26 protein-coding genes and 6 pseudogenes are annotated in these 24,758 nt (G+C 68.6%); 20 read left to right on the top strand and 12 right to left on the bottom strand.

Annotated features, from left to right (window positions below):
* Positions 1 to 63 precede the first annotated feature (63 nt).
* Positions 64 to 867, bottom strand: a complete 804-nt coding sequence (locus ABZ818_RS26390; RefSeq protein WP_361419390.1) for a hypothetical protein — start codon at positions 865 to 867, stop codon at positions 64 to 66.
* Positions 868 to 1,496: 629 nt separating this feature from the next.
* Here ABZ818_RS26390 and ABZ818_RS26385 point away from each other — a divergent pair.
* Positions 1,497 to 2,036: pseudogene (locus tag ABZ818_RS26385) on the top strand (HAD-IC family P-type ATPase); the annotation flags it as partial.
* A gap of 296 nt (positions 2,037 to 2,332) precedes the next feature.
* On the opposite strand, the gene ABZ818_RS26380 reads toward ABZ818_RS26385, so the two are convergent.
* Both ABZ818_RS26380 and ABZ818_RS26375 read right to left on the bottom strand, forming a co-directional pair.
* A complete protein-coding gene (locus ABZ818_RS26380) occupies positions 2,333 to 4,381 on the bottom strand; it encodes a spermidine synthase (RefSeq protein ID WP_361419387.1) in 2,049 nt (682 codons plus the stop codon).
* Between the two features lie 262 nt (positions 4,382 to 4,643).
* Positions 4,644 to 5,078, bottom strand: coding sequence for a sensor histidine kinase (locus ABZ818_RS26375; RefSeq protein ID WP_361419384.1), 435 nt, complete (start codon positions 5,076 to 5,078; stop codon positions 4,644 to 4,646).
* A gap of 55 nt (positions 5,079 to 5,133) precedes the next feature.
* Between ABZ818_RS26375 and ABZ818_RS26370 the strand changes: the two genes are divergently transcribed.
* Positions 5,134 to 5,262, top strand: coding sequence for a hypothetical protein (locus ABZ818_RS26370; RefSeq protein ID WP_361419381.1), 129 nt, complete (start codon positions 5,134 to 5,136; stop codon positions 5,260 to 5,262).
* A gap of 556 nt (positions 5,263 to 5,818) precedes the next feature.
* On the opposite strand, the gene ABZ818_RS26365 is transcribed toward ABZ818_RS26370, so the two are convergent.
* Complete coding sequence (locus tag ABZ818_RS26365; RefSeq protein WP_361419378.1) at positions 5,819 to 6,859, bottom strand: NlpC/P60 family protein; 1,041 nt, start codon at positions 6,857 to 6,859, stop codon at positions 5,819 to 5,821.
* A 611-nt stretch (positions 6,860 to 7,470) separates the two neighbouring features.
* Here ABZ818_RS26365 and ABZ818_RS26360 point away from each other — a divergent pair.
* Together ABZ818_RS26360 and ABZ818_RS26355 are read left to right on the top strand one after the other, a co-directional pair.
* Positions 7,471 to 8,194: pseudogene (locus ABZ818_RS26360) on the top strand (transposase).
* Between the two features lie 644 nt (positions 8,195 to 8,838).
* A pseudogene (locus tag ABZ818_RS26355) lies at positions 8,839 to 9,195 on the top strand (transposase); the annotation flags it as partial.
* 125 nt (positions 9,196 to 9,320) lie between these two features.
* Here ABZ818_RS26355 and ABZ818_RS26350 read toward each other — a convergent pair.
* Positions 9,321 to 9,767, bottom strand: coding sequence for a DUF1772 domain-containing protein (locus ABZ818_RS26350; RefSeq protein ID WP_361419375.1), 447 nt, complete (start codon positions 9,765 to 9,767; stop codon positions 9,321 to 9,323).
* Positions 9,768 to 9,858: 91 nt separating this feature from the next.
* On the opposite strand from ABZ818_RS26350, the gene ABZ818_RS26345 reads away from it, so the two are divergent.
* On the top strand, positions 9,859 to 10,437 hold the full coding sequence (locus ABZ818_RS26345) for a TetR/AcrR family transcriptional regulator (RefSeq protein ID WP_361419372.1): 579 nt from the start codon (positions 9,859 to 9,861) through the stop codon (positions 10,435 to 10,437).
* Positions 10,438 to 10,705: 268 nt separating this feature from the next.
* On the top strand, positions 10,706 to 11,143 hold the full coding sequence (locus tag ABZ818_RS26340; RefSeq protein WP_361419369.1) for a hypothetical protein: 438 nt from the start codon (positions 10,706 to 10,708) through the stop codon (positions 11,141 to 11,143).
* Between the two features lie 353 nt (positions 11,144 to 11,496).
* On the opposite strand, the gene ABZ818_RS26335 is transcribed toward ABZ818_RS26340, so the two are convergent.
* From ABZ818_RS26335 to ABZ818_RS26325, 3 genes are all read right to left on the bottom strand, one after another.
* Positions 11,497 to 11,778, bottom strand: coding sequence for a S26 family signal peptidase (locus ABZ818_RS26335; protein WP_361419366.1), 282 nt, complete (start codon positions 11,776 to 11,778; stop codon positions 11,497 to 11,499).
* Positions 11,775 to 12,086, bottom strand: coding sequence for a S26 family signal peptidase (locus ABZ818_RS26330; protein WP_361419363.1), 312 nt, complete (start codon positions 12,084 to 12,086; stop codon positions 11,775 to 11,777). Before ABZ818_RS26330 ends, ABZ818_RS26335 begins: the two co-directional genes overlap by 4 nt.
* A gap of 237 nt (positions 12,087 to 12,323) precedes the next feature.
* The gene (locus ABZ818_RS26325) at positions 12,324 to 12,491 is read right to left on the bottom strand and encodes a hypothetical protein (RefSeq protein ID WP_361419360.1); all 168 of its coding nucleotides are present in this window, start codon (positions 12,489 to 12,491) and stop codon (positions 12,324 to 12,326) included.
* A 92-nt stretch (positions 12,492 to 12,583) separates the two neighbouring features.
* Between ABZ818_RS26325 and ABZ818_RS26320 the strand changes: the two genes are divergently transcribed.
* On the top strand, positions 12,584 to 12,997 hold the full coding sequence (locus ABZ818_RS26320; RefSeq protein WP_361419357.1) for a hypothetical protein: 414 nt from the start codon (positions 12,584 to 12,586) through the stop codon (positions 12,995 to 12,997).
* 5 nt (positions 12,998 to 13,002) lie between these two features.
* Positions 13,003 to 13,353 (top strand): annotated as a pseudogene (locus tag ABZ818_RS26315) (hypothetical protein).
* A 177-nt stretch (positions 13,354 to 13,530) separates the two neighbouring features.
* Here the strand turns inward: ABZ818_RS26315 and ABZ818_RS26310 are convergent.
* Positions 13,531 to 14,241 (bottom strand): PepSY domain-containing protein, encoded by a 711-nt coding sequence (locus ABZ818_RS26310; RefSeq protein ID WP_361419354.1) that lies wholly within the window; start codon positions 14,239 to 14,241, stop codon positions 13,531 to 13,533.
* A gap of 149 nt (positions 14,242 to 14,390) precedes the next feature.
* Here ABZ818_RS26310 and ABZ818_RS26305 point away from each other — a divergent pair, with 149 nt between their 5' ends.
* The 4 genes from ABZ818_RS26305 (at position 14,391) to ABZ818_RS26290 (ending at position 17,732) form a co-directional block, all read left to right on the top strand.
* Positions 14,391 to 15,077, top strand: coding sequence for a response regulator transcription factor (locus ABZ818_RS26305; protein ID WP_361419351.1), 687 nt, complete (start codon positions 14,391 to 14,393; stop codon positions 15,075 to 15,077).
* A complete protein-coding gene (locus ABZ818_RS26300; protein ID WP_361419349.1) occupies positions 15,070 to 16,527 on the top strand; it encodes a HAMP domain-containing sensor histidine kinase in 1,458 nt (485 codons plus the stop codon). Before ABZ818_RS26305 ends, ABZ818_RS26300 begins: the two co-directional genes overlap by 8 nt.
* A 213-nt stretch (positions 16,528 to 16,740) precedes the next feature.
* Positions 16,741 to 16,989: a hypothetical protein gene (locus ABZ818_RS26295; protein WP_361419346.1), complete on the top strand. Its 249-nt coding sequence runs from the start codon at positions 16,741 to 16,743 to the stop codon at positions 16,987 to 16,989.
* Positions 16,990 to 17,072: 83 nt separating this feature from the next.
* Positions 17,073 to 17,732 carry a hypothetical protein gene (locus ABZ818_RS26290; RefSeq protein ID WP_361419343.1) on the top strand — a complete coding sequence of 220 codons (660 nt, stop codon included), beginning with the start codon at positions 17,073 to 17,075 and terminating at the stop codon, positions 17,730 to 17,732.
* Here the strand turns inward: ABZ818_RS26290 and ABZ818_RS26285 are convergent.
* From ABZ818_RS26285 to ABZ818_RS26275, 3 genes are all read right to left on the bottom strand, one after another.
* Complete coding sequence (locus ABZ818_RS26285) at positions 17,627 to 18,070, bottom strand: DUF1232 domain-containing protein (RefSeq protein WP_361419340.1); 444 nt, start codon at positions 18,068 to 18,070, stop codon at positions 17,627 to 17,629. The genes ABZ818_RS26290 and ABZ818_RS26285 overlap by 106 nt on opposite strands.
* Positions 18,071 to 18,083: 13 nt before the next feature.
* The gene (locus ABZ818_RS26280) at positions 18,084 to 18,695 is read right to left on the bottom strand and encodes a Chromate resistance protein ChrB (protein ID WP_361419337.1); all 612 of its coding nucleotides are present in this window, start codon (positions 18,693 to 18,695) and stop codon (positions 18,084 to 18,086) included.
* 202 nt (positions 18,696 to 18,897) lie between these two features.
* Positions 18,898 to 19,479, bottom strand: coding sequence for a DUF308 domain-containing protein (locus ABZ818_RS26275; protein WP_361419334.1), 582 nt, complete (start codon positions 19,477 to 19,479; stop codon positions 18,898 to 18,900).
* Between the two features lie 92 nt (positions 19,480 to 19,571).
* Here ABZ818_RS26275 and ABZ818_RS26270 point away from each other — a divergent pair, with 92 nt between their 5' ends.
* The 8 genes and pseudogenes from ABZ818_RS26270 (at position 19,572) to ABZ818_RS26235 (ending at position 24,515) form a co-directional block, all read left to right on the top strand.
* The gene (locus ABZ818_RS26270) at positions 19,572 to 20,888 is read left to right on the top strand and encodes a histidine kinase (protein ID WP_361419331.1); all 1,317 of its coding nucleotides are present in this window, start codon (positions 19,572 to 19,574) and stop codon (positions 20,886 to 20,888) included.
* Complete coding sequence (locus ABZ818_RS26265; protein ID WP_361419328.1) at positions 20,885 to 21,547, top strand: response regulator transcription factor; 663 nt, start codon at positions 20,885 to 20,887, stop codon at positions 21,545 to 21,547. The genes ABZ818_RS26270 and ABZ818_RS26265 overlap by 4 nt, the downstream gene beginning before the upstream one ends.
* Positions 21,548 to 21,647: 100 nt before the next feature.
* Positions 21,648 to 22,118 (top strand): helix-turn-helix domain-containing protein, encoded by a 471-nt coding sequence (locus tag ABZ818_RS26260; protein WP_361419325.1) that lies wholly within the window; start codon positions 21,648 to 21,650, stop codon positions 22,116 to 22,118.
* Positions 22,061 to 22,432, top strand: a pseudogene (locus ABZ818_RS26255) (DoxX family membrane protein); the annotation flags it as partial. The gene ABZ818_RS26260 and the pseudogene ABZ818_RS26255, both read left to right, overlap by 58 nt.
* A gap of 374 nt (positions 22,433 to 22,806) precedes the next feature.
* Positions 22,807 to 23,310 carry a TetR/AcrR family transcriptional regulator gene (locus ABZ818_RS26250; protein ID WP_361419541.1) on the top strand — a complete coding sequence of 168 codons (504 nt, stop codon included), beginning with the start codon at positions 22,807 to 22,809 and terminating at the stop codon, positions 23,308 to 23,310.
* Positions 23,307 to 24,122 carry an FAD-dependent monooxygenase gene (locus ABZ818_RS26245; protein ID WP_361419322.1) on the top strand — a complete coding sequence of 272 codons (816 nt, stop codon included), beginning with the start codon at positions 23,307 to 23,309 and terminating at the stop codon, positions 24,120 to 24,122. Before ABZ818_RS26250 ends, ABZ818_RS26245 begins: the two co-directional genes overlap by 4 nt.
* A pseudogene (locus ABZ818_RS26240) lies at positions 24,014 to 24,250 on the top strand (hypothetical protein); the annotation flags it as partial. The gene ABZ818_RS26245 and the pseudogene ABZ818_RS26240, both read left to right, overlap by 109 nt.
* Before the next feature lie 4 nt (positions 24,251 to 24,254).
* A complete protein-coding gene (locus tag ABZ818_RS26235) occupies positions 24,255 to 24,515 on the top strand; it encodes a hypothetical protein (RefSeq protein WP_361419550.1) in 261 nt (86 codons plus the stop codon).
* Positions 24,516 to 24,758 lie beyond the last annotated feature (243 nt).

Here is a 24,758-nt window from a genome sequence, read left to right as displayed (position 1 = left end):
GGCCGCAGCGACGACGCCGTCACCCGGGAGTCCTTCGGCGCCGCTGCGATCGGCATCCTCTTTTTAGGCGCGATGGGCTCTCGGGTGCGGGCGGCTGTGTCGTCCGCGGCTCTTCGGCTCCAAGCGCAGCGCGATCAGCCGGATCAGGGGTAGCAGAGCCAGCCAGGTCATCAGCACGCCGACCGGGCCGGTGAGGTCGCCCACCATCACGGCAGGCAAGGCGGCCAGGGCGGACCAGAATGCCTGGGTGCCCAGCGTCACGAGGGGGACGGGCAGCCCCTCCTGGGCATAGCGGGCCGCATGGCGGGCGGCGACGGTGCCCGCGTAGATGCCGTAGAGGCCCACGGCCAGTAGGGCGAGCGCCAGGGCCGTGATGAACTCCGGCTCGCCGAGGGGAGTGTCGGCGGACTCCTGGGTGACGCCGTCCTTGATGACCGCGGTCGTGTAGTCGCGCCAGACGGTCAGGGTCACGGTGTCGCCCTTGTTGAGCTGCCTCAGCAGCGGGTCCGGCCAGCCCATGTCGAGTGAGGCGGGGACCCTGTCGGAGCCGCGGAGCATGAGTGTGTACTCATTGTTCTTCGTCTGCTCGCGGATGACCTTGCCCTCCACGGTTGCCGGGACCGAGCGGAGACAGTCGAGGCCCGGGGCCACCGGACCCGTGATCGGGCACGGCCGGGCGGCACGGAACGCCCGTACGTCGGCCACGAGGCCGGGCACCGAGGCCAGCAGCACGACCGTCGCCGTCGCCGCCGCCACGCCGAGCAGTACGGCGGCGGGACCCCAGATGCGATGCCACCATGTCAGCCGCCGCACGCGAAGTGCACGCTTGGCCGCCCGTGCCGACGCCGTCACTCGCTTTTTGCTCATATCGGCCGGCCCCTTCGTACTTCCGCGGCACCCCTGCTCGCGTCGCCCATGTACGAGACATTGCGCCATAGGGGTGCGGTCCGCGGATACGCCGGTCACTGGCACAATCGGCGGGACTCCGCCTGCCGGAACACGGCAAGCCACGGTCGACTCCTTGGGGAGGCGCTCCGGGCCCGGGAGGGGCGCCCCCTGTCGGCGGGACCTCAAGGGACGACGGTTCGCCACCCGGCCGGACTCGGTGCCGTCATTCGGTCCTCCCCTGTGCTTGCTGCCGGGGCATCTCACGTCGCAGCCGGTACATGCGCTCGCGGTGGCGGAGGTAGTCCCTCATCACTGCAAACTAACCGCCGGGTAGCTTTCGGGGCGTCAGGTCTCCCGACTACCGCCGCGCGGCGCCTCATTAGGCCGACCGCATTCAGCCGAGATCGCCGCAGCCGAACAGGAATGGCAGGAGTGGGCGATCGCCCGCAGGCGGGTCGATACTGTGCCGGCCTCGGATGGCGGCACCACCGCCGGCACAGAGGTCACCGACGATCCGCGGGACGCGGACGCACCCTCGAAGCCCTGGAATGACCAGGTTGACCAAGCCCAGCCTTGCTCTTCAGTTTCTGTGTGTTGGGCGAGGCGCTGCCGCCGCGGCCGTCGTGGCGCTGACCTCCCTGACAGGGATGCCGCCTCTGCTGCTGACCGGCGACAACCCGCGCGCCGCCGCCGACCTCGCCGCCGATGTCGGCATCGGGGACGTACGGGCCGGGCTGCTGCCCGAGCACAAGGTGAACGCGGTCAGGGAGCTGGAAGCCGCCGGCCGCAAGGCGATGGTGGTCGGGTACGGCGTCAACGACGCACCCGCGCTGGCCGCCGCCCACACCGGCGTCGCCATGGGCCGGGCGGGATCCGACCTGGCCCTGGAGACCGCCGACGCGGTCAGCGTCCGCGACGAACTCGCCACTGTCCCCACCGTGGTCTCCCTGTCCCGCCGGGCCCGCAGCCTGGTCGTCCAGAACCTCGTCATCGCCGGAGTCTTCATCACCGGCCTGGTCATCTGGGACCTGGCTGGCCACCCGCCGCTGCCGCTGGGCGTCGCGGGCCACGAGGGCTCCACCGTCATCGTCGGCCTCAACGGACTGCGACTGCTGCGCGAGGCGGCCTGGAGGCGGGCCGCCGAGTGAGCCGTCGCAAGGCACCCACGGCGCAGGCGGCGCCCCCGGTGCACGGTCACTGTGTGTCGGGGCTGCTGCTGCGGCACCCCCCTGGGAGAGGCGGAACGGGGCGGCGAGCGCCGAGGTGCGTTCCTCGGGGGCGCAGCGGCGGATCAGCCGTCCGGTTTGGTCGGCTGATCCCGGTGGCACCACCACACATCTTTACGTTGCAGCGGCCTTACAGATCGACGTCTGATCGAGGGCGAGCCATCCGCTGCGCTCCGCCATGGCCACCGCCTCCCGGTCGACACCAACCTGACCAAGCTCTATCGGCTGTTGAGGGTCACCGTCTCGTCCGGCACCAGCGGTGACTGCCCGGCCGGCCCGCGCCCGGCGAACCGCATGGCGACGCATGCCCCCAGGTACAACAAGGCGACGACCAGCAGCAGCGCCTGATAGCCCGTCACCAGAGCCAGATACTCGAGCGCGCCCCCGGTCAGCGCGCCCAGCAGGTTCGCGCCGAACGCGGATGTCGGGTCCGGGGCGAGTGCGAGGCGGTCCGAGAAGATGAGGTTGGCGCAGAAGATGGGGGCGAAGGCGAGGGCGATGGCGGCGGCGAGCCGTCCGGCGAAGGGCAGCGAGAGCACGGCGTGCGCCGGGACGAGCCAAGCTGCCGCCAGGGTGCCGAAGAGCAGGAGCTGCAGGAGCAGCTGGTTGACCCGCCGTAGCCTGCGCCGGACCTCGACCGCCGCGAGGACGGCGAGCAGGACGCCGATGAAGACCAGGGCGTTGACCAGCCAGGTCGTACCGAAGTAGAGCGCGAAGCCGATCACGTTCTTCGTTTCGAGCAACATGAAGGCCGCGCCCATCAGGAACATGTCGGTGTAGCGGACCGTGCTTCGGATGCGAACCCCGGTCAGGCGCACCGCCAGGAGCGTCACCAGCAGGATCGCGCCCAGCGCGCCCAGGTACAGCGTGGGAATGTCCCGGTGGAGCAGATACGGGAAAGGGTGGTCATCGCTCGCGGCCGCCGGGACCGCGCCGCTGGGCTGCCAGATCTGATCGCACGACTGGTCGGCGGCCGTCATCCCGGCCACCAGCACGGCCGCGTTCTTGCTGAAGGTCGTCATGCAGGGGGCGTGGCCGTAGATGTCATCGAGGGAGCCGGCGAAGCGGTCGACCAGCCAGCTCTTCCGGTAATAGTTGTACATGGCGAACGCGCCGTGCGGCGCCAGGTGATCGCGCGCTGCCTCGAACGCCTGCTGGGTGAACAGGTAGCTTTCCAGGCGCAGATTGCTCGCCCCGGCCACCAGCGTCAGCGAGTCCGGCAGCGCCAGGACGACGAGGTCGTACTTGGTGCTCGTCCGTTCCAGGAAGGCCCGTCCGTCGTTGATGTGGACGTGCACCCTGGGGTCGTCGTACGGCTTCGCGGGGTGCAGTTGTGCGCCGATCTGCTGCAGCCGGGGATCGATCTCGACCGCGTCCACACGCTGCGCTCCGTGCGCCAGCGCGACCGCGACGTCATTGCCGTTGCCGGCTCCGATGACCAGCACCCGCTTGTGCGGGTTGCCGGGCGTCTGGTCGTACGCCTGCCGATAGGGCGAGTTCTTTTGCATCAGCACCGGGAGCGGCGCGATGTTCTGGTGCGGGACGCCGTTGGCGGAGATGCTGTACCCCCGGGTGGTGGGCGTCAAGGGCGTGAGTTGGATCTTGTAGTAGGGCGACCAGGAGATGCCGGCCGTCGTCGTCTCCACGAACAGCGCAGCGACCATCGCCGTGAGGGGGATGCCGTACCGCAGGGTGTTGCGCCGTCCGCCGAGGATCAGCAGGGCCGCGGCGGCGAGTACGCCCCACACGACCGACGGGGCGCGGAGCCAGGACAGCAGGGCGAAGGACACCGAGCCGGTGAGGCTGCCGAGCAGGTCGTAACGGTAGGCATCGAGCGAGGGAAGCCGGCGGAAGAGATCGGCGGTGATCTTGCCGATCGCGGCCATGATCACTGCCGTGAGGAGAAAGATGGCCGGCAGCGTCACCCACTCGGGCAGGCCGGTGGTTTTCACGGTGGTGAAGTAGATGACCTGGTCGCTGCTCTGACGCACCTGCACCGGAAACTCGCGTACCAGGACGACGAGCGCCGCGAGCGGGACCGTTGCCCAGCGTTTGAGCCATTGCCCGCGCACGGCGGGGATCAGGAACCCGATGCCGATGCCCAGGAACGACCCGAGCAGGATGAAGTTCGAAAAGTAGCTGAGGTGGACGACGTTGGCGCCCGCCCATCTGATCAGCGCCAGCTCGACGAAGAGCATGGTGGCGCTGGCCAGCAGGAGCCTCCAGCGCACTGAGCGGTCGGTTTGTCTGGTTCCGATCAGTTTCACGCGCCATTACGGTGCCATCTCCGGCTCGACGGGTCGAGGCGACTTGCCGATTTGGTGACGATATCGCCTGGCCCGGACCGGTCTTGCGGACCGTCTCCACCAGCAGCACTCCGCCGGCCTGGGACACCACCCCGCGAACCGTCCCCCTCGATGCGGACACGCCGTCCGGTGGCAGGCCCACTGCGCCTGGACGGAGCCAGGGTGGTCTCGGCGAGGACGAGGCCGCGGACTTCTCACCCGCGTTGAGTCAGCCGCTACGGGGCTACACATCAACGCTGGTTATGTCCACATCGCCGGGAGGGTGATCCAGACGACGGCGCCTCCGTCGGGGTGGTTGGCCGCGCCGTAGTTGCCCCCGGCTGCGCGGGCGATGGCGGGTGATGGCCAGGCCGAGGCCGGTGCCGGTGGTGGTGCGGGCGCGGTCGGACTGGGTGAAGCGGTCGAAGGCCCGGGGGAGGAGGTCGGGCGGGAAGCCGGGGCCGTGGTCGAGGACCTCGATGCGGATCTGCCCGTCCTCTTGGCGGGCGGTCACTGCGATGGGGCCGTGGCCGTGCTGCTGGGCGTTGCGGATCAGGTTCGTGACGGCACGTTCCAGCCGGCCTCCGGAGATTGCGGCGGCAACGTCGGTGGGGCAGTCAACGGTGACCGTCTTGTCCGGTGGCCCGTTGCCGAGCCGAGCGGCCACGCGCCGCAGCACCGGCTGTAGGCCGGGTACGGCTGCTGCCCCTCGCTCAGTGCCCTGATGACGGTCCGTGAACGGCTCATACGCCCTGCTCTTCCAGGTGTCCCTCGCGCTGCTGTTGCAGGCGTACCAACCGCTCCGGTTGGGCGATGCGGCGACCATGGCGCTGTTCGCCGTGGCCGGTCGGCAAGCGCGCTGAGGGAACTGGATTACCCACGGCGCAAGCAGTCGGTCGGAGCTCCGGGAGGACGCAACCTACCGACGTTGGTCCGCGGGAGCCTGGTCCCGCTAGAAGGTAAACGGCGACTTCCGGGTGGCCTGCCGAGAGGCTGGCGCGTGGGTGCCGGCCGGATGGCCCCCGAAGGCCCGACTCCTCCGTCCGGCTGGCCGGGGTCGGCGCCGCGGGCGCAGGCGCGCTCGCCGAGTGCAGCAGCGGCTCCGGCAACTTCGGTGCCGCCCCCCTCGGATCAGCCCCGACGGCGCGGCGGTCGCCGCCGCGGAGAAGAAGGGTAAGAGCACCGGTCGGGTCGAGAAGGTGACCCTGACCGCCTCGCGTGTCGTGCTCGACCTTGGGCGATCACGGCCTCGGCTGTCGCTTCCCGCGCCCCGCCGACGACCTGTGTCAGGGGCGGGGCGTAACTTCGTGAGCCGGTCGGCCAGATCTACGACCCTCTGGTGATGAACTGTGGATCAGTGCCGGCCGACGTGCGTCGTGTGTTCGGGTGGCGCACCGCATCGATCTTGGAGGGTCAAGGTCAGACGCGGATGCCGAACATGAACGGCCCACCGATGGTGTTCATCGACTCGTACCGCACGGCCGTCCCGGGGCGCGGTGCGTGCAGGGTCTGGCCGTTGCCAGCGTAGAGGCCGACGTGGTGCAGGTCGTTGAAGAAGAAGACCAGGTCGCCGACCTGGAGCTGGCTCTGCGAGTAGATGCGGGTGCCTATGTTGGCTTGCGCCTCGGACGTGCGTGGGATGGAGACTCCCGCCTGCGCGTAGGCCCAGGAGGTCAGGCCCGAGCAGTCGAACGAGGACGGGCCGGTGGCGCCGTAGACGTACGGCGTGCCCACCTTGCTCTGGGCGGCGGAGAACGCGGCGCCGGCCCGGCCGGAGGCGGGGGTGGAATTGCCCAGCTGCACGCGGTCGGCGGAGGCGCGGCTGGCGCGGTCCTGCTCGGCGGCGAGCGCGGCCTTCTCCGCGGCGGTGAGGCTGTTCAGGAGCCGCTGCGCCTCGGCGAGCTTGCCCTGGACTTCCTTCTTCTTGTTGCCCAGCTCGGTGCGGGTGGCGGCGAGGTCCTTGAGCTTCGAGGAGGCCTCGGACCGCTCCTGGGTGAGCTCGCGCTGCTTGTCCTGGATCTTCTTCAGCGCCTCGACCTGTTGGCCGCTCAACTGGTCGAGCGTGGAGGCCTTGTCGAGGTAGTCGTCCGGGTCGGCGGACAGGAAGAGCTGGAGCGAGGGGTCTATCCCGCCGGTGCGGTACTGGCCGGCCGCCATCGAACCGAGACCGTCACGGAGCTTGTTGAGTTCCTGCTGGCCGCGGGCGACGTTGTCCTGGATGGTGGAGATCTCCTTCTGGAGCTTCTCCTGCTTCTCCTTGGCCCCGTTGTACTTCTCGGTGGCCTGCTCCGCCTGCTCGTAAAGGTTGTCGACCTTGGACTTGACCTCGTCCTTGCTCGGCTTCGCGCTCGGGGCGGCGTTCGCGGCCTGGGCACTGACGGCTACGGCCGCTGCCGCCACGGTGGTGAGCACGCTCACGCGCGCACGGCTCGGCTGCTTGGGTCGACGGTGGGACGCCACGGGGGCGAGCTCCTTCTTCCTCCAGCCGCCTACCGATACGCCGGTGGGCGGTGCCCTCCGCCGTCACTCACCCGCTGCGAGTGATCACCTGTGCGGAGTTCGACCTAGACCTTAGTGATTTTCATGTAGTCAGTTCAAACCCTGGAGCTAAAAAGCTTAGTAGGTCAGTGTTTCCTCTGGTTGTGAAGGCACGGGAGGTAGGGGAGGGTTGACGGTGCGTCGTACGGTGTGGGTCGATTTGAGGCATCTCTGACGAATGGCGCACGTTCTCCAGTCGCAGATCAACGCCGCCGTCCCGCTCGCGGTTGGTCGGCTGACTCGAACGAATCGACGGCGACTCGAGGACGAACGTGCGGAGCGAGGAGCGAGCCCTGAGAGGTAGCTGGGCAACCAGTGGTCGCCATTCACCCCAACACCGGTTCACGCATGACCTGGGAGGTGGTGTCACCGGGCCCGAGGGGCGCCGTTGGAGACGCTGATGAGAGGTCCGGCCACCGCCCCGCCGAGCGCAATGCCCGGCATCCCCGCGGGCGGCAGGTCTGCATAACGTGGATGCGCGCGTACGGCGCCAACTCCCTGGCCGGCACCGCACCGAAGCAGTTGGGAGAACGATGTTCGGCATCGGCGACGTGGGCGTCTTCCTCGGCCTGGACGTCGCAAAATTCGCTCGCCACGGCCACGGACTCACCCCGGCCGGCAAGAAGGTCTTCGACAAGCAGCTGCCCAACAGCGAGCCGAAGCTGCGGGCCGTCTTCGACAGCGGGCCGCGAAGTTCGGCACCGTGCTCGTCATCGTCGACCAGACCGCCTCCATCGGCGCCCTCCCGCTCACCGTCGCACGGGACGCCGGCTGCCGTCCCTGGCCCGTTCCCTTGGCCGCCGTCCACGAACAGCGCCGGGCTCTGGAAGCCCAGATCAAAGCCCTGCTGGAGGAGCACCCTCTTTCCCAGGTCCTGACCTCGATGCCGGGGGTCGCGGTCAGGACCGCCGCCGTGCTGCTGGTCACCGTCGGCGACGGCACCAGTTTCCCCAACGCTGCCCACTTCGCCTCCTACGCCGGACTCGCCCCGGCCACCAAATCGTCGGGACCTCGATCCACGGCGAACACGCACCCCGAGGCGGAAACCGGCAGCTCAAACGGGCCATGTTCCTCTCCGCGTTCGCCGCCTTGCACGATCCCGCCTCCCGCACCTACTACGACAAATGCCGGGCCCGGGGGAAGACCCACACCCAGGCCCTCCTCCGCCTCGCCCGCCACCGCACCAGCGTGCTCTTCGCCATGCTCCGCGACGGCACCTTCTACGAACCATGCCCCCCCGAAGCAGCCGTCGCATGACCAGCTCCGCTTGACGATGGACATAGAGGCACGCCTCCGCAAGATCCCGCAAGAACCCGTATCCACGGCTCCACAAGCGACTTCGTACCTGCCCGTCGCGGGCGGGCTACCTGCGAGGGCCATTCTTCGGGTGGTGACCGCCATCGCCACAAACCCGTACAGCCCGTACGCTGACCGCCCGAAGGCGTGACACCTCCTGCCCGGCCGGAATCGCCGACCTGATGGACCTGGAAGGACGAGGGATCGGTAAATCCAAGTGAGGAGACCACCCATGAGTATCTGCCTCCTACCCGGCGAGGGCCTCGCCATGGCAACGGCGTACTGCGGCTTCCTGGTGTTCGTGGGTCTTGTCTTGATAGTCATCCTGGGACCCATTTGGACCGTCCTGAAGAAACTGTTCCGACGCTGACCTGATGGTGGTTCTAGCGACCGAGCCGCGCGCCTGCGTTCCGCGTGCACGATCGCAGGCTCGGGTGAGGACTTCCAACTGCCGTCGACACGGGCCAGGGCCACCTCCGCGGGCACCAGACCTGCACCACCCTGGCGCGCCGCTTGGCGGTGCCCAGAGGGGATGGCCGTAAGCGCGACCTCCGCCATCCGACACCAGCCCTGGCACCTGCAACCTTTGGGCGCGCAGCTGCGACATCCATCTCGCCGCCGACCGCAAGTGCCGGCCGTTGGCGTTCGTCTTGACCGCGGGACAGGCGGCCGACAGCCCGCAGTTCATCCCGGTGCTCGGGAAGATCCGGGTCCGCGGCCCAGTGGGGCGGCCTCGCACCAGGCCGGACGCGGTCGCCGGGGACAAGGCGTACTGGTCCCGCGGCAACCACGCCCACCTGCGCAGGCGCGGCATCAAGGCCGTCGTCCCGGAGAAACGGGACCAGGCCGCCAACCGGAAGACGAAGGGCCGCATAGGGCTTCACCTGCGTGCCTCGGTGATCTGGATCAAAGACCTCACCCGAACCAGAGACGGGAGCCGCGCGGGTCATCGAGGGACGTAGCTTGTCGGGATGGCAGTTGCGGGCTCTCAGCGGCAGCTGCATTCCCGGATGTCGGGATTTCGGTGGCCCGCTGCCGCCCAGGGAATGGGGATCGTGCGCCACCAGCGCGGTGTCGGCCCGCGGGCTCAGGCGAGGGCGGCGACCAGCAGGGCGAAGGCGGCGATGATGACGGCGACGCGGACGTAGTGGAAGCGGTCCCAGCGGTTCATCTGCTCCTTCCAGTCCTCGGGCCGGTTCTCGGGGGTCCACGTCTTGCCCCGGTTGTTGATCGGGACGAGCAGCAGGACCGACATGATCACGCTGAGGATCAGCAGCGCGCCGGCGGTGACGACGAGGCCGGAGCCGTGGTGGTGCCATCCGGCGATGGCCCAGACCGCGACGAGGACGAGCGAGGTGATGTACCAGACCGGCATCACGGCGCCGAGCATCCGGCCCCCGTGGGCGCGGCCGAGTTGGCCACTGTCCTCGGGGAGTGCGTTGAGGATCGGGTTGATGACGAAGGCGACGGAGAACTCCACCCCCACCATCACGCCGACGACCACGGTGGTGAACACCTCGAGTGCGTTGAGCATGATGACCCCTCCGGGCATCTAGTGTTGCTAGCTGATGAGGCAACGCTAGTACTGCTGCCGCTTGATTGTCTAGCGGTGCTAGGATCGAATCATGTCGGTACAGGAACGCAAGCAGCGCGAACGGGCGGAGCGCGAACGCCTCATCGTGGCGACAGCCCGCGAACTCGCCGAGCAGCAGGGCTGGGACGCGGTCACCACCCGCCGGCTCGCCGAGCGCATCGAATACAGCCAGCCCGTCCTCTACAGCCACTTCCGCGGCAAGCGCGAGATCATCGGCGCCGTCGCCCTCGAAGGCGCCACCGAGATGGCCGCGGCGCTGCGGGCCGCGACCTCCGCCGCGGACGGCCCCCGCACCCGGGTCACCGTCCTCGCCCGCACCTACCTCGACTTCGCCGAACGCAATCCGGCGGTCTACGACGCCCTGTTCCAGCTCGACGGCGGCCTGGCGTTCGCGAACGAGGACACCCCCGAGCCGCTGAAGGACGCCTTCGCCGCCCTGCTGGAAAGCCTCGGCGAGGTCGTCGGGGACGGCGTCCATCCGGCACTGTTCGCCGAGACGTTCTGGGCGGCGCTGCACGGACTGGCCACCCTGACCCGGGCGCGACGGCTACCGCCGGAGGACACCGAGCGCAGGGTGGAGCTGCTGGTGGACCGGCTCGCCATGGTCTGACACACCGCCCCACGCAGCCGGGGTCCCCGGACCCCGCTGCCTGCCTCCGGCATTGCTTCCGGTCACTCGCGCCCACACGGCACAGCCGCAGACCGCCGGGCTGTTCACGCCGGAGGTGCAGGCGGCGATGGTCATGATGCTCTGACCAGTTCAGATGCCGTGGGCTTCTGTCGTTGTCGGTCGGCGTCGGGTGACCTCGGACGGCCCAGAGACGGCCTAGCCGACCCACGGTCTCCCGGGGTCGGACCCGTACCGCATCATGTGCGTCATGTCACTGACCTTCGGCCCTGACCGGCAGACCCGCGAGTTCCGGTGCGACTGCTGCAACGCTCCCATCGAACGTGCCTGGAACTTCGTCTACGCGGACGGCATGCCGTACGCGGTGTACTTCGCGAATTGCTACCACCACCGGGACCGGGATCATGACGCGTGGATAGACGTGATCTTCGGGACGTGGGGCGTCGGGGCTGATCAGTGGGATGATCACGTCTCGTTCGCCTGTCGAGTGGGCCTTGTCATTGGCCAGGATGAGCCAGCGTCCACCTTGGTCACGGCAGGTCTTGCCCATCCCGATGAACCCCTCTTCGGCCGCAAGCTCGATCGGGAAACCGCCCTGCAACATCCACGGCTGCCGGAGTTCTGGCAGGTCTCCGACTTCATCCTGGAGCACGACCCGTTGGTGCGCGGTCACGTCTACGGGCACTGAACGACCGCCGAGCTGCCTTCAACAAGCCGCAATCGATCTTGAAAACCGTCGTGGCGCGAGTCACCGTGGGTTCAAATCCCATACCCACCGCGCATGAGAAAGGCCCCTGACTAGTGCTGCGACGGTCGCCGTCAGCAGTCGCTCTGTCCACATAAAGACTCCTCGTTTCCCAGAGGCAGCCCGACACCGCCGACCCGATGCCCCAGGCGTCGCCGCGGTGGTGGAGCGGGCGGCCAAGGGCACGGCCCGGGGTGGGCGCTCGGCGGTGGACAGGTTTCCCCGGCTGGGGCGAGGCGCTCAGGCCACGGGCCATGGTACGTCGGACGGAAGCGATCTCTGGGGGCGTCGTCTGGCTATGTACCTCCGAGGCCGAGCAGAGTCAGCGCAGTCCCGAGGCTCCCGATTGTCACCAGCACTGTTGGCGCGGCGGAGTTCTCCATTACTCGCCCCTGCACTCCGGCGGCCGCGAAGCTGCCTGACTGCTCACTGAGGTGGTAACGCGAGTCGTTGGAGTTCGCACGGTGGTCGCCGAGCACGAACAACCGCCCCTCCGGGACCTTCACGTCGTACGGGTCGACCCCCAGGTCCTCGTAGCCATCCGTCACATACGGCTCGTTGAGTGGCTTTCCGTTCACCGTGACCCGATTCCCAGCCCCACCACGTGATCGCCACCTATCCCGATGACCCGCCGCAACACCGGTTCCGCCATATAGCGCTCGGGCGGATCGATGAGTACGACATCACCTCGACGTATCTCGGTCGCGTCGATCTGCTCGATCAACGGTCGATCACCGGGACGGAATGTGGGCTTCATTGAGTCGCCCATGACCGTGACCGTCTTGTAGTTCGCGAGGGTGTACACGATGGCCCCTACCAGGAGGGCCAACCCGAATGGTGCCAACACCCAGGCCACATCTCTCAACCTGGCGATCGTCTGCCACATGAGCATCCCTCCCCTTGAAGCGCCCGACGGCTGTGCGGCCAACAGAGGCTATGTGGCCTCGGTACGGAAACGCACCCGCGCACGCCACACTCGGCCGGCGCTGGCGAACGGTGCCCCCTGACTCGTTGCTGTCACCCGGCCAAGTGATCCATCACGGGTAAGTCGGCGGTGCCTGTCGGCAATCCACGTGGTCGTAGTTGAGGGAGCCGAGGTTGGGCCAGGAACGCCGTCCCAGGATCACCGGGCTTCCCTCTCGCGTTGCTCGAGCCATTCGAGATACCAGGTGTGGAAGGTATGGCGGTTTCCACGCGCATCGACGAACGGCTCATAGGGCGGGTTGATCCCAACGTCCCGGTCACGGAGTTCCCCGCGGTGCGGGCCGACGACGATGAGCCAGCTGGTCATCCCGCATCCGTTGTGGCTGATGAGGATCGCGCCCCGATCACGTTCCTCATGCAGACCCGTTCTCCGATGTCGCCGAAGACATCGAGGTGGTCGTGAAGATAGTCGTCATCACCGTGACGGGTGGTGGGTTCGTATCCGGCAGCACGAAGGGTCGCCATTTGCTGGCCGGCCCATTCTTCCGTCTCGACGAACGGGGAGAGCGAGTGAAGCAGACCCACATGAACCGTGATCAAGCGGAAGATCTCATCCAAAGGCTCTTGGATCTTGAGTTTGCAGACGATGAGGGTGAAGAGGGCGAGGTCATCGAGACGTTGACGCGAGGGCTGGTATGCCCCCACATCGTCACTTTGATCTACCGCACGACTCCGGAGCTCCCCGTCTCTGAGATCGTGGACAGGGCGCTCGCCTGTCAGCCGTTTGTTGCTGGCTCGTCACCGTCCGACGTGGCCGCCGGGACAGACGGGCACTGTCAGGTCGGCGGGTTGATCGACTCTCAGAAGGAGTAATCCCTGTGCGTGTGATCCGCGTTGACGCCTCGACCGGCCACGATCCCGCTCAGCGAAGCTGCGGCGCCGAAGGTGCGCGATCGGCAGACCGGTGAGATTGCCAAGGATGCGGTGACCGGTGAGGCGCTGATGACCGTCGGCGTCGTGTACATCGACGAGGGCGAGTCGTCGCTGATCCCGGTCACTGTCCCGGAAAGCGGAGTGACCGAGGGCCTGACGGTCGGTGCTCCGGTCTCGCTTCCGGGTCTGGTGGCGCGGCCGTGGCAGAGCGTTGTCAACGGCCAGGAGCGGCACGGCATCGCCTACCGGGCGACCGCCGTTGCCCCGGTGCCCTCCCGATGGCCCAGGTGGGCTGATCGCCGTGACGGACCTGGTGACGTTGGCCGAGCTGGGCGCCGATCAACGAGCTCCTGCACGGTAGGCGGTGAGGATCGAGGTGACACCTGTGGCCCACGAGCAGTGTGCAAAGACGTCAGGGTGTCCCGGGCGGCAGCGATCCCCTCACTGCTCTCGCCCCCGACAGCGTCAGTTGCTCAGTCGTCCTCGCGGTCGTCGTCCGTGCTCTTGCTGCGCGAGTGGGCCGGGCCGGTGTGCGTGGCGGTGACCTTGCCGGTCTGTGCGTCGACGGTGACCTCGTGTGCGGTGCCTTGGCCGTCGGTGACGTCGACGTGCCAGGCGGCCGTCTTGCCGTGGTGGTCGTCGAGCTCGGCCGAGGTCGCGGTGCCCGGGGCCTTGCTGAAGGCTGCGTCCACTGCCTGGCCCAGGCCCGTCCTGGCGGACTTGGCGAGCGCGGCGTCGCCGCTGTGGTCGGTGTCCTGGTCGTGGTCTGCCCTGCCGGCGGTGACCTTGCCGTCGGCGGCGTTCACGATGACCTCGTGCTCGATGCCCTTGGCGTCGACGATGTCGACCTTCCAGACGGCCTTGCCCTGCCATCCGTCCAGCTCGACTTCGGTGACGGTGCCCGCGACGGACTTGGTGGCCGCGTCGGCGGCCTGCTTGAGGCCGACCTTGGCGCTCGCGGCGAGCGTACCGTCGTGGTCGAAGTCGTCGTGCGTGCCGGAGCGGTGATGATCGCCGTCGTCGTCGTGCGTGCCGGCCATAGGGACCACGGTCGTATACGTGCTGTCGTCGTCGGCGAAGGCGATGGCGGATGCGGCGCCGACTCCACCGAGTACGACGGTGGCCGCCACCACCGCGGCGACAGTGCGGCGACGACCGGCCAGGGAACGCTTGAGGGCCTTCATCGTGAGGTGGTCCTTTCTTCGGTCTGCGGGCTGGGCCGCAGGGATGCCGACGTGTCGGCCTGACGTGGACCACATTGCCCAAACCATCCTGAAGCCCAGCTGAAGCAACCTGAAGATCGCTTCAGGAAGGGTCTGAGACCCTGGTGGGCATGCGCCTGCTGATCGTGGAGGACGAGAAACGCCTCGCCACCGCCCTCGCCCGCGGCCTGGCCGCCGAGGGATTCGCCGTGGACCTGGCCCACGACGGCGTCACCGGACTGCACATGGCGCAGGAGCAGGATTACGACCTGATCGTGCTCGACATCATGCTGCCCGGGCTGAACGGCTACCGGGTCTGCTCCCAGCTGCGCGCGGCCGGGGACGACACACCGATCCTGATGCTCACCGCGAAGGACGGCGAGTACGACGAGGCGGAGGGGCTGGACACCGGCGCGGACGACTACCTCACCAAGCCGTTCTCCTACGTGGTCCTCCAGGCCCGCATCCGCGCCCTTCTACGCCGGCGGACCCGTGCGGGCAGCTCGCTGGTGCGGATCGGTGACCTGACCGTCGACCCGGGTGCCAGGCGGGTGGAGCGGGCCGGAAAGGACATCACGCTGACCGCGAAGGAGTTCGCGGTCCTGGAGCACCTCGCCCTGCACGCCGGGCAGGTCGTCTCCAAGTCGGACATCCTTGATCACGTGTGGGACTTCGCCTACGACGGCGACCCCAACATCGTCGAGGTCTACATCAGCGCGCTGCGTCGCAAGATCGACGTACCGTTCGGGCGGCGTTCCATCACCACGGTGCGTGGGGCCGGATACCGGCTGGAGGCCGATGGCGGCCGCGATGCTTAGGCCATTTTCCTCGGTACGGGCCCGTGCGGCGCTCGCGGCCACGCTGGTGGTGTCCGTCGCCCTGGTCGCCGCGGGTATCGCCGTTGTCGCCGTGCTGCGTCACAACCTCGTCGACCGGGCGAGCCTGGAGTCGGAGATCGCTGCCCGTACGGTGGCGGGTTCCCAGGCCGCGCTGAACGGGAGTTTCGGCTCGCTGGACCTGCCCGACGACGACGGTCGCCTCGTCCAGGTCGTCGACTCTGCCGGCAAGGTCCTGGCCGCCGGTGAAGACCTGCACGGACGCGGCCCGATCACGGACTACGCCCCCGCTCCGGCTCCCAGGAGCACCACGTCGAGGCATTCCTCCGGCGACGATGACGACGGGTATGACGACCACGGCCGCCATGACACCACTCCGGCCAGGGGCAAGGTCGGCACGGACGTGGACCGCAAGACCGTCACCGTGAAGCTGGGTGACGAGACCCACGACTACACCTTCGCCGCCGTTCAAGGAACCACCTACGACGGCCGCACCTACACCGTCTACGCCGCCACCTCGCTCGAGGACTCACAGGCCACCCTCAACCAGGTCACTCGGTCGATGCTGACAGGGCTGCCGTTCCTGCTCGCCGTCGTGGCGGCGGTGACCTGGCTGGTCACCCGCAGGGCACTGCGGCCGGTCGAGGGCATCCGCGCGAAGCTGGCCGAGATCACCGACAGCGGTGACCTGGCGCGTCGGGTGCCCGAGCCCGCCTCCCGCGACGAGATCGCACGGCTCGCCCGCACCACCAACGAGACCCTGACCGCGCTGGAGCAGTCGGTGGAACGTCAGCATGCCTTCGTCGCCGACGCCTCCCACGAGTTGCGCAGCCCCATCGCATCCTTGCGCACGCAGCTGGAAGTCGCCGAGCAGCATCCGGAGTTGCTGGACACTGCCGATCTGCTCCACGACGTCGTACGCCTCCAGCACCTGGCCGCCGACCTGCTGCTGCTCGCCCGCCTCGACGCCGGGGAACGCCCAGCGGACGCCTTGGTGCATCTCGCCGCTCTGGTGCGGGAGGAGGTTACGCAGCGGGCCTCCACCGACCGCATCATCCCCATCGTGACCGTCGACGACGCCGGACTGGAGGTGAAGGGCAGCCGGACCCAGCTCTCCCGCGTGCTCGGCAACCTGCTCGACAACGCCCAGCGGCACGCCGCCACCGCGGTCACCGTGACCGTGCGGGCAGCGGGGGACGCGATCGTTCTGAGCGTCGCCGACGACGGTCACGGCGTCGCCCCGGCCGACCGTGAGCGCGTCTTCGAACGCTTCGTCCGCCTCGACGAGGCCCGCGGCCGCGACGACGGCGGCGCGGGCCTGGGCCTGGCCATCGCACGCGACGTCGTCCAGCGCCACGGCGGCACACTCACCCTCACCGACGCACTTGACGGCGGCGCGGACTTCCAGGTCGAACTCCCGCACGCCCGCTGACAGCTGAAGCGTCCAACCGGCCGTGCGTGCCCAGGGTGGTTCATCGCCTGCTGGTATCGGTGGTGAAACCTTGGTCGTCTGCTGGGCTCCTGCTCTCCGTTTGCTGGGCGGTTGCTGGAGGGCCTCTTCCTAGGGTCGTTGCCGTCCCCCCGGAGGTCCGGCTCCCGGATCTTCGAACCGCCGGCGAATTCCCCCGTGTTTGGAGAGACCTTCATGCGTGCACTGCCCCGCCGCGCCGCCCTCGCCGCTCCTGCCGCCGTCCTGATGTTCGCCCTCGTCGCCTGTGGTGGCGGCTCCGACTCCAGCTCCGACAGCTCGAAGTCGGACAACCAGCAGTCGGCCCAGAGCTCGGGCGGCGCCGAGGCGGCGGGTGATGCCGAAGGCGACACCGACGACAAGAAGGAGCCGCCGCTGACCGACGAGATCAAGCAGAAGGCCGAAGCTGCCGCGCTCGCCGCGTAGACGGGCACCGTCGTGAAGTCCGAGGAGGACGCCCCACCCTCCCGTTCACCCGTCTGGAGCGGCTCGGCGCCCGGCTGTTGACGATGCCGGCACCTGGCGGCGTCCGGGCCTCCTGGCCCGGCGGGCACCTGCGGCTTCCGGGAGGCGAGGCAATCGCCCTGCGGGCGGTGCGGAGGTCCGACCGGCGGGCGGTCGCGGCCCTGCATGCCGCGTGCGCGCCGCTGCCGGTGACCGGCTGCCGCGCGGCTGCCGAGCGCCTGGTCTCGCCCTGGATGCGTTGCGGGCTGCTCGCCGAGACTCCGGGGAGGCGGCCGGTGGCCTTCGCCGGTCTGCTCCTCGACGGCGACGGCGACGGCGACGGCGACGGCGCGGAACTGGTCCTGCTCATCGGCCCCGCGTGGTCGGCGCGCGGGCTCGGCGACGTGCTCGTGGCCCAACTCCTCGACACGGCCCGCCTGTTGGGCGTACGAGAGGTCTGTGCGCACGCCGGCCCCAGCGGCGATCCAGTAGGGGCCGCCGCATGCCGTGTCGGCCTTCCGGTGGCGGTCGAGCGCGACGCGGCCAGGGCCACGTTCACGATCCGTCTCGCCGTCACGCCTCCGGCTCCGCCCCCGCAGCCGGAGGGCGGGGTGCTGGTTTACCGCTGTGGTTCAGACAGCGCCGCCGATGTGCCGTCGGCGGCGCCGTTCAGCCCGGTCAGCCGGGACAGCACGGCGAAGCCGTCGTCGGTTCCGGGCCAGTGAGCGCGTACCGCCTCGATCCCAGCCCGCCGTACGACGGAGCGCAGGGTGAACGCGACGATGATGGCGTCGTCCGCGTGGCCGATGATCGGCAGGAAGTCGGGGATGAGGTCGATCGGCAGCACCAGGTAGGCCATCAGCAGTCCGAGTCGCACCCGCACACCCTTGGGGAGGGTCTTGTCGGCGGCCAGGCGCCGCAGCAGGCGCACCAGGTCCGGCAGAAGGCGCATAGCCTCGGAGAGCAGCGCGCCCTTGGGGCGGATCACCAGCAGCGTGATCAGCAGCGCCACCCAGGCAGCGAGCACGCCAGCGACGGTCGCGATGAGTATGTCCCACCACATGTGGCGGCCCCCTCTATTCGACGGCGCGCAGCTTGGCCGGGGCCGGCAGCACGCTCTCGTCGGACTGGATGCCCGGGTGGGCGCCGGCTTGCGCGGCGATCGCCGCGTCCTCGAACACGGCCAGCGCCACACGGCAGCGCTCCACCGCCTCCCGAGCCGCCGCACCGCCCGGCGCGCCGAAGTGGTCCCGGGCGTCGATCTTGGCGAGCCACTTGTCGAACCGCTCCAGGTCCGCCTCGGACTCCTCCACCTCCGCGTAGGTGGCGTTGCCGCGAGCCGTCTCCATCTCCAGCTCCTTCAGCAACTCTGGGGCACGCTCGACGACCTCGCCGTACTCGGCGTCGCGCTCCGCGTTGAACTCTGCGATCAGCTGCCCGTACTCCGCCTCGTCGGCGATGTCCACGGCCAACTGCCGCGCGGTGCCGCCGTCGGCGCGTACCGAGGCGAGCAGCCGCGCCACCTGGCGGCGGACCGCATCACGGTCGGGCAGCAGACACACCGACTGCTGCAGATACAGCGCCCCCAGCGAGCGCAGCTTCCGCCATACGCGCACCCTCGTCGCCGCGGGCGCGTCCGCGGTGCTCACCGACACCAGCAGGAACCGCTCCCGGTCCCTCGTCGTCATGTAACGACCGTAACATTCGCTCTGAAACGTTGAGTACGCGGATCCGTGGGGGGTCCGGCGTGCCCACACCGTCATGGAGGTATCCCGCCGATGAGCCGCAGCCTGCCCAGGCCGCCCCGTCTGCCCAACGCCCGCGAGGCCGCCACGGCAACGGCCGCCGCGCTCGCCGCGCCTCCGGGAGAGGTGGCTCCAACGGCGGTGGTCAACGCTTTTCGCGTCGGCTGCGGATGCTCAGGGCGATGACGGAGACAAGGAACCAGAAGGCACCGAAGGCTGAGTATCCGGCGACGGTGGACAGGCTGCTCGTCGCCGAGGCGGACATGGCAGCGATGGAGGCACCGGCGAGGACGGACAGTCCGCCGCTGATGACCATGGGCCACTGGGCACCGACGGTGCGTCGACGCCGGATCGCCACGACGAGCTGGATCGCTCCGGAAAGGAGGGCCCAGATGCCGAACACGAGCAGGGCCGTCCCGATGGTGGAGAAGACGGCGATGATCATCCCGGCGGCGGTGGCGAGGCCGAGAGCCACGTTGGCGGTACCGACGCGGTCCGTGGAGCCGGTGCCAGCCATGCGACGCTCGAGGAGCGTGGCGATGACGTCCCACAGGGGGTAGATGACGAGCAGCACGGCCGCGATCATTGTGGGCCTGTCCGTCGACACGAGCGAGGCGGAGGTCGTCACGACGAGTGCCACCCAGATCAGGGAGAAGGCGACTCGGATCAGGTGGAGCGATCGGAGTCCGGAGGGCGTCGGCGTGGCCGTGGTCGTGCTCGAAGTCATGGTGGTCTCAGTCATCGGGTGTCCCGTTTTGTGATCGTGATGGTGTGAGACGGTCGCCTCGATGAGGAGTCTCGGCGGCCTCGGGAGGGGCCGTGTACTTCGAACGAAGTAGATCTGCCATCCACTTCGAATCGAATGAGGTCTGCCGTCCCCACCGCCCGGACCCGGCTCGCCGTCTACATCATTCGAAGTACACGGCCGCAGCACAAGTGGACGAGAATCAGGCCATGGTCAAGGCGCAGAACAATCAGGACGGGCCCGTGGCACCCCTGTGGGTCCGCCGCCCCGAGGCGCTGCACCTCGTCGCCTATTCGGTGGCCGCGCTGGTGTTCACCGGCCAGATCGTGGCAGTGATCCTGCGAGGTTCGGATTGGCCGACGGCCCTCTCCGTGCTTCTCGCCGGTGGCGGTGTCGCCCTCTCATGGTGGAGGCCGTGGGCAGGACTGGTCGTGGCGAGTGCGGCGTCCTTCGCCGTCACAGCGGTGGGCCACGACCCCCTGTCGGTGTGGATGATGGCGGTGCTCGTGCTGTTCTCGGTCACCCTCAGGGGGGAGCAGCCGCTGGCCGGAACCGGCATCGTGGCGGCGTTCTTCTTGGGGGCGTTCATGACGCTGGGAGGATTCCGTGGCGGCGCGATCGTGGGAGCCGCCGCACTCTTCTCAGCCATAGCAGGAGGTGCGACAGGGACCGCGCTGCGCATCCATCGAGAGCACTGGCGCACCCTGGAGGAACGGGCCGAAAGCGCCATCGCCACCCGCGAGATCGAAGCCACCCGACGGGTGACCGAGGAACGACTCCGCATCGCCCGGGACCTCCACGACGTCATCGGCCACCAGGTCGCGATGCTGAGTCTGCATCTCGGTGCCGCGGAGATCGGGCTGCCCGAAGACGCCGAGTCCTCTCGGCAGGCCCTCGTCTCAGCCAGGTCCAGCGCCCGCACCGTCGTCGTCGAAACGCAACGGATCCTCGCGCTCCTCCGCCTCGGAGACGACATCTCCGACGACGAGGCGCTCCGGCCGACCCCGGCGCTCAGCGGCCTGGAAGGCCTTATCGCCTCTTTCGAGAGCATCGGCCTCGACGTCCGGTCCTCCATCGACATCCCCGCCGGTTTCGTGGAGCCCAGCGTCGGCGTGACGGTCTACCGAGTCGTTCAGGAAGCACTCACGAATGCCTACCGGCATGGAGAAGGGGCGGCAACGGTGGTTGTGCGCGAGCGCGACGGCAGGATCTGCGTCACCGTGGAGAACCGCGTCGGTCACTCACTGCGCGGCTCCGGCTCGGGCAGCGGACTCGGACTCGTGGGGATGCGCGAACGCGTCGAGTCCTCCAGCGGGCGGCTGACGATCGACAGTGACGACGGGCGATTCCGGGTCCATGCGGAGTTCAGCCCTCTGGGAGCCGTCATATGATGACGCGGATTCTGATCGTCGACGACCAGGACGAGATAAGGGTCGGCATCAAAACGATGCTCCGGCTCGACCCAAGTCTCGTTGTTGCGGGTGATCTCTCCGATGGACTCCAGGTCGTCCCCTTCCTCAGGGACCACCCCGTCGACCTGGTCCTGATGGACATCCGGATGCCCGGCATCGACGGTGTCGAAGCCACCCGCCGGATCCGCAAAGAGCACCCATCCGAAGAGATGCGGGTGATCGTGCTGACCACTTTTGACCAGGACGACATCGTCCTCGCCGCCCTTCGCGCGGGCGCCAACGGTTTCCTGAGCAAGACCGTGAGCCCCGCTGAACTCGTCGCCGGAATCACCGAGGTCGTTGGGGGTGGCGGTGCGCTGTCGGGCGCCGCGACGGCCGCGCTCATCAGTCACACGACCGACAGTCCGCCCCCGGTGATCGACCAGGAACTGCTGCGACGCTTCGACGCTCTGACACCCAGGGAGCGGGACGTGGTCGTTCTCGTCGCGAGCGGTCTCGGCAACGACGAGATCGCGGCCCAGATGTCCGTGTCGCCGTTCACCGTGAAGACGCATGCGGTGCGGGCCATGACGAAGGTCGGCGCACGTGATCGAGCGCAACTCGTCTCGTTCACCTTCCGGGCCGGCCTCTACCCCTGAGCCTGCCGAGCAGAACCCCGGCCCAGCAAGATGAGGATTTCGCCCTATGAAAGGGCTATTCAGGGGTTTCTCCCATTTTTATTAGCGATACGATGGTTTTGTGGGATTGGATCACACCTCGTTGACCACTCTCGCCGCCCTCGGCGACGATCTGCGTCGCCGCATGTTCGAGTTCATTCGGCAGGAGGGGCGTCCGGTCACGCGCGAGGAGGTGGCCGACGACCTCGGCATCTCCCGCAAGCTGGCGGCCTTCCACCTGGACAAGCTGGTGACAGTCGGCCTGCTCCAAGCCCACTACGGATCATCCACAGGCATCCGGAAGGTCGGCCGCAGGCCGAAGGGGTACGAGCCGGTGGCCGAGGCGATTGCGGTCTCCATCCCCGAGCGTCGCTACGGCATGCTCGCCGACGTCCTCACCGAAGCCGTGCTGACCGAAGCCGAGGGTGAATCGGCCCACGACGCCGCGCTCCGTGCGGCGTATCGGCGCGGGGAAGCCCTCGGCGGCGCGGAACGGCGACCGGCACGGGATTCGCCGCCCTCGGCTACCGCACGGGGAAACTCTTCGCGGTGATCGGCGGTCTGTCCGAATTCCTCGGCGGCCTCGGGCTGGCCGTGGGGCTGCTCACCCCGCTCGCGGCCGCCGCCTTGATCGGCGTGATGATCAATGCCATGACAACTGTGACCGGTGCCAACGGCCTGTGGGAGACCAACGGCGGAGTGGAGTACAGCGTCTGCATCGCCGTCGTCGCCTTGTCCATCGCCACCATAGGTCCCGGGCGCCTCGCCCTTGACCGGTTCTTCCGTTGGGGTGCCGGCGGCTGGGCCGAGGGCGCCTTCGCCTTGGGCGCCGGCGGAATCGCCGCCGCCATTGCCCTAAGCTTCTGAACCTTTGCGAGACCACCGCCACCCAGCGTCAAAATGGTGATTGCCACCATCGGTCCTGGCCGACTCGCCGTCGACTGCCTCCGCTGGGATAGCGCCGAGTCCGAGGCCGCCTTCGCCCTCGGACTCGGCGCTATCGGTGCCGGTGTCACGCTGAGTCTCTGACGGGATTCCGGCAGGCCCTGCCACACGGATTTCCGCCAAAAACGGCAATCCCAAAAGGCGCCGGGCCTTCGACGGTTCGCAGCTGGTTGACATCGTGGCACTGTGTGGACTTCTCTCCACCAAGTGGTTGGTGGAGAGGAGGTCGACGGTGGCCGATGAGCGTCCCCGTGGGGCGGAGCGCAAGGCAGCGCTGGTGATCGCGGCATGAGCAGATCGCGGCCAAGGGCCTCGGCGGGCTGCGGTTGCGCGAGGTGGCGAACGCGGTCGGCATCGACCACTCCACGATCCACCACCACTTCCCCACCAAACGGGATCTGGTCAGCGCGGTCGTCGACCACGCGACCCGGCAGTTCTGGAACGCGACACCCGCGACGGGTACGCCACGGGAGAAGCTGCACGCACACCTGGCCACGCTCGGCCGGATGATCGTCGAGCATCCCGATCTGCACGTGGTACTGCGCGAGATCGACCTTGCGGCGTTGCGCGACCTGGAACTCGCCGAGGCCATCGCGGCCAACGAGCGCGGCTGGCAGGCCTCGCTCACCTCGGTCTTCACCGACGGCGCCGCCGAGCACGCCTGGCCGGACGGCGTCGACCCGGTCAATGCGGCGAAGCTGTTGATCGCTTCAGTCAAGGGCGCCAGCCTCGGCCCAGATCACGCCGCAACCGTTCTCGCCCAACTGGACACGCTGCTCAGCAGAGGATCTTCGGCATGACCAGGATCATCGTGATCGGCGGCGGCATCGGCGGGCTCTGCCTCGGCCAAGGATTGCGTCGCGCGGGCATCGACGTCGCTGTGTACGAACGCGACACCACGCCCGACGCCCGGTTGCAGGGCTATCGCCTGAACATCGAACCCGTCGGCAGCAGGGCGTTGCAGGCCTGCCTGCCCGAGGATCTGTGGCACACGCTGATCGCCACGTCCGGCGATCCCGGTCGCGGCATGGGCGTGTTCACCGAGCGCTTGCACGAGTTGATGCGCGAGGACGACGTGCTCGCGCCTGATCCGGCGGAGGCAACGCACGCGGTCAGCCGGATCACCCTGCGCCGCCTCCTACTGCACGGCCTGGATGACATCGTCGAGTTCGACAAGGAATTCGTCGGCTACGAACAACTGCCGGACGGTCGGGTTGTCGCGTCGTTCGCGGACGGCAGCACGGCAACGGGCGATCCACTGGTCGGCGCGGACGGCAGCCGATCCCGGGTGCGCCGACAGTTCCTGCCGGACGCGCGCACCACCGACGCGCCCGGTGTCGGCATCGGCGGCAAGCTTCCGCTCACCGAGGCGAACCTGGCCTGGCTGCCGCCGGAACTGCTCAGCGGCAAGAACATGATCCTGCCGAAGCGGGATTTCCTGTTCACCGCGGTGTTCCGCCGCCGCGAGACCGAGACCGAACCGGTGGACGAGGACCATCTGATGTGGGCGCAGGTCTCGCACCAGGACGCGCTGTGCGCCACGCCGGCCCGGACCTGCGCTCGGCCGTTGCCGGCCGGACGGCCGACTGGCATCCCGACCTGCACAGGGTGATCACGGACACACCCGCCGCCACCGTGCAGCGGTTCGACTTCGCCGCCGCGCGGAAGCCAAGGCACTGGGACACCACGAATGTCACACTGCTCGGCGACGCCATTCACTTCATGCCACCGGTCGGCGGGCTCGGTGGCAACGCCGCTCTGCACGACGCGCACCTGCTGCGCGACGCCCTGGTCCGGGTGCGCGGCGAGGGAACTCGCGCTGTCCGTCGCGGTGCGCGAGTACGAGAGCCGGATGCTGGTGGACGGATTCGCGTCCGTCGGCACCGCGTTGCGCTACCTCACCCTGGCCACGGCCAGGAGCAGGGCGCTGCGCGGCACGGCTCGCGGCTTCTTCCGCACCTGCGGCGCGATCGGCTCGCTGCGCAGAGCGGTCTTCGCCGACTAAAGCCGACTGTGCACCGAGTCCTTCGGTGACCCGTTGGATCCGCCGATCCTGCTCATCATGGGCACCGGGGCTTCGATGCTCTGGTGGTGACGCCGCCCGAGTGCTCGACGCCTATGCGATCCCAGCCGCGCACGTCGTGGGTGTCTCGTGTCGGCGTCGGCTGAACTCGGACCCACTTTGGGCGGTTGAATTCTGACCCGGTTGGTGTTGGTTCAGTCGTTGTCGGTTGTGTCGGTGGGGACG

It is taken from the genome of Streptomyces sp. NPDC047453, assembly GCF_040643155.1.
Lineage (GTDB): Bacteria > Actinomycetota > Actinomycetes > Streptomycetales > Streptomycetaceae > Streptomyces.
This window is presented reverse-complemented; position numbering and strand designations above follow the sequence as displayed.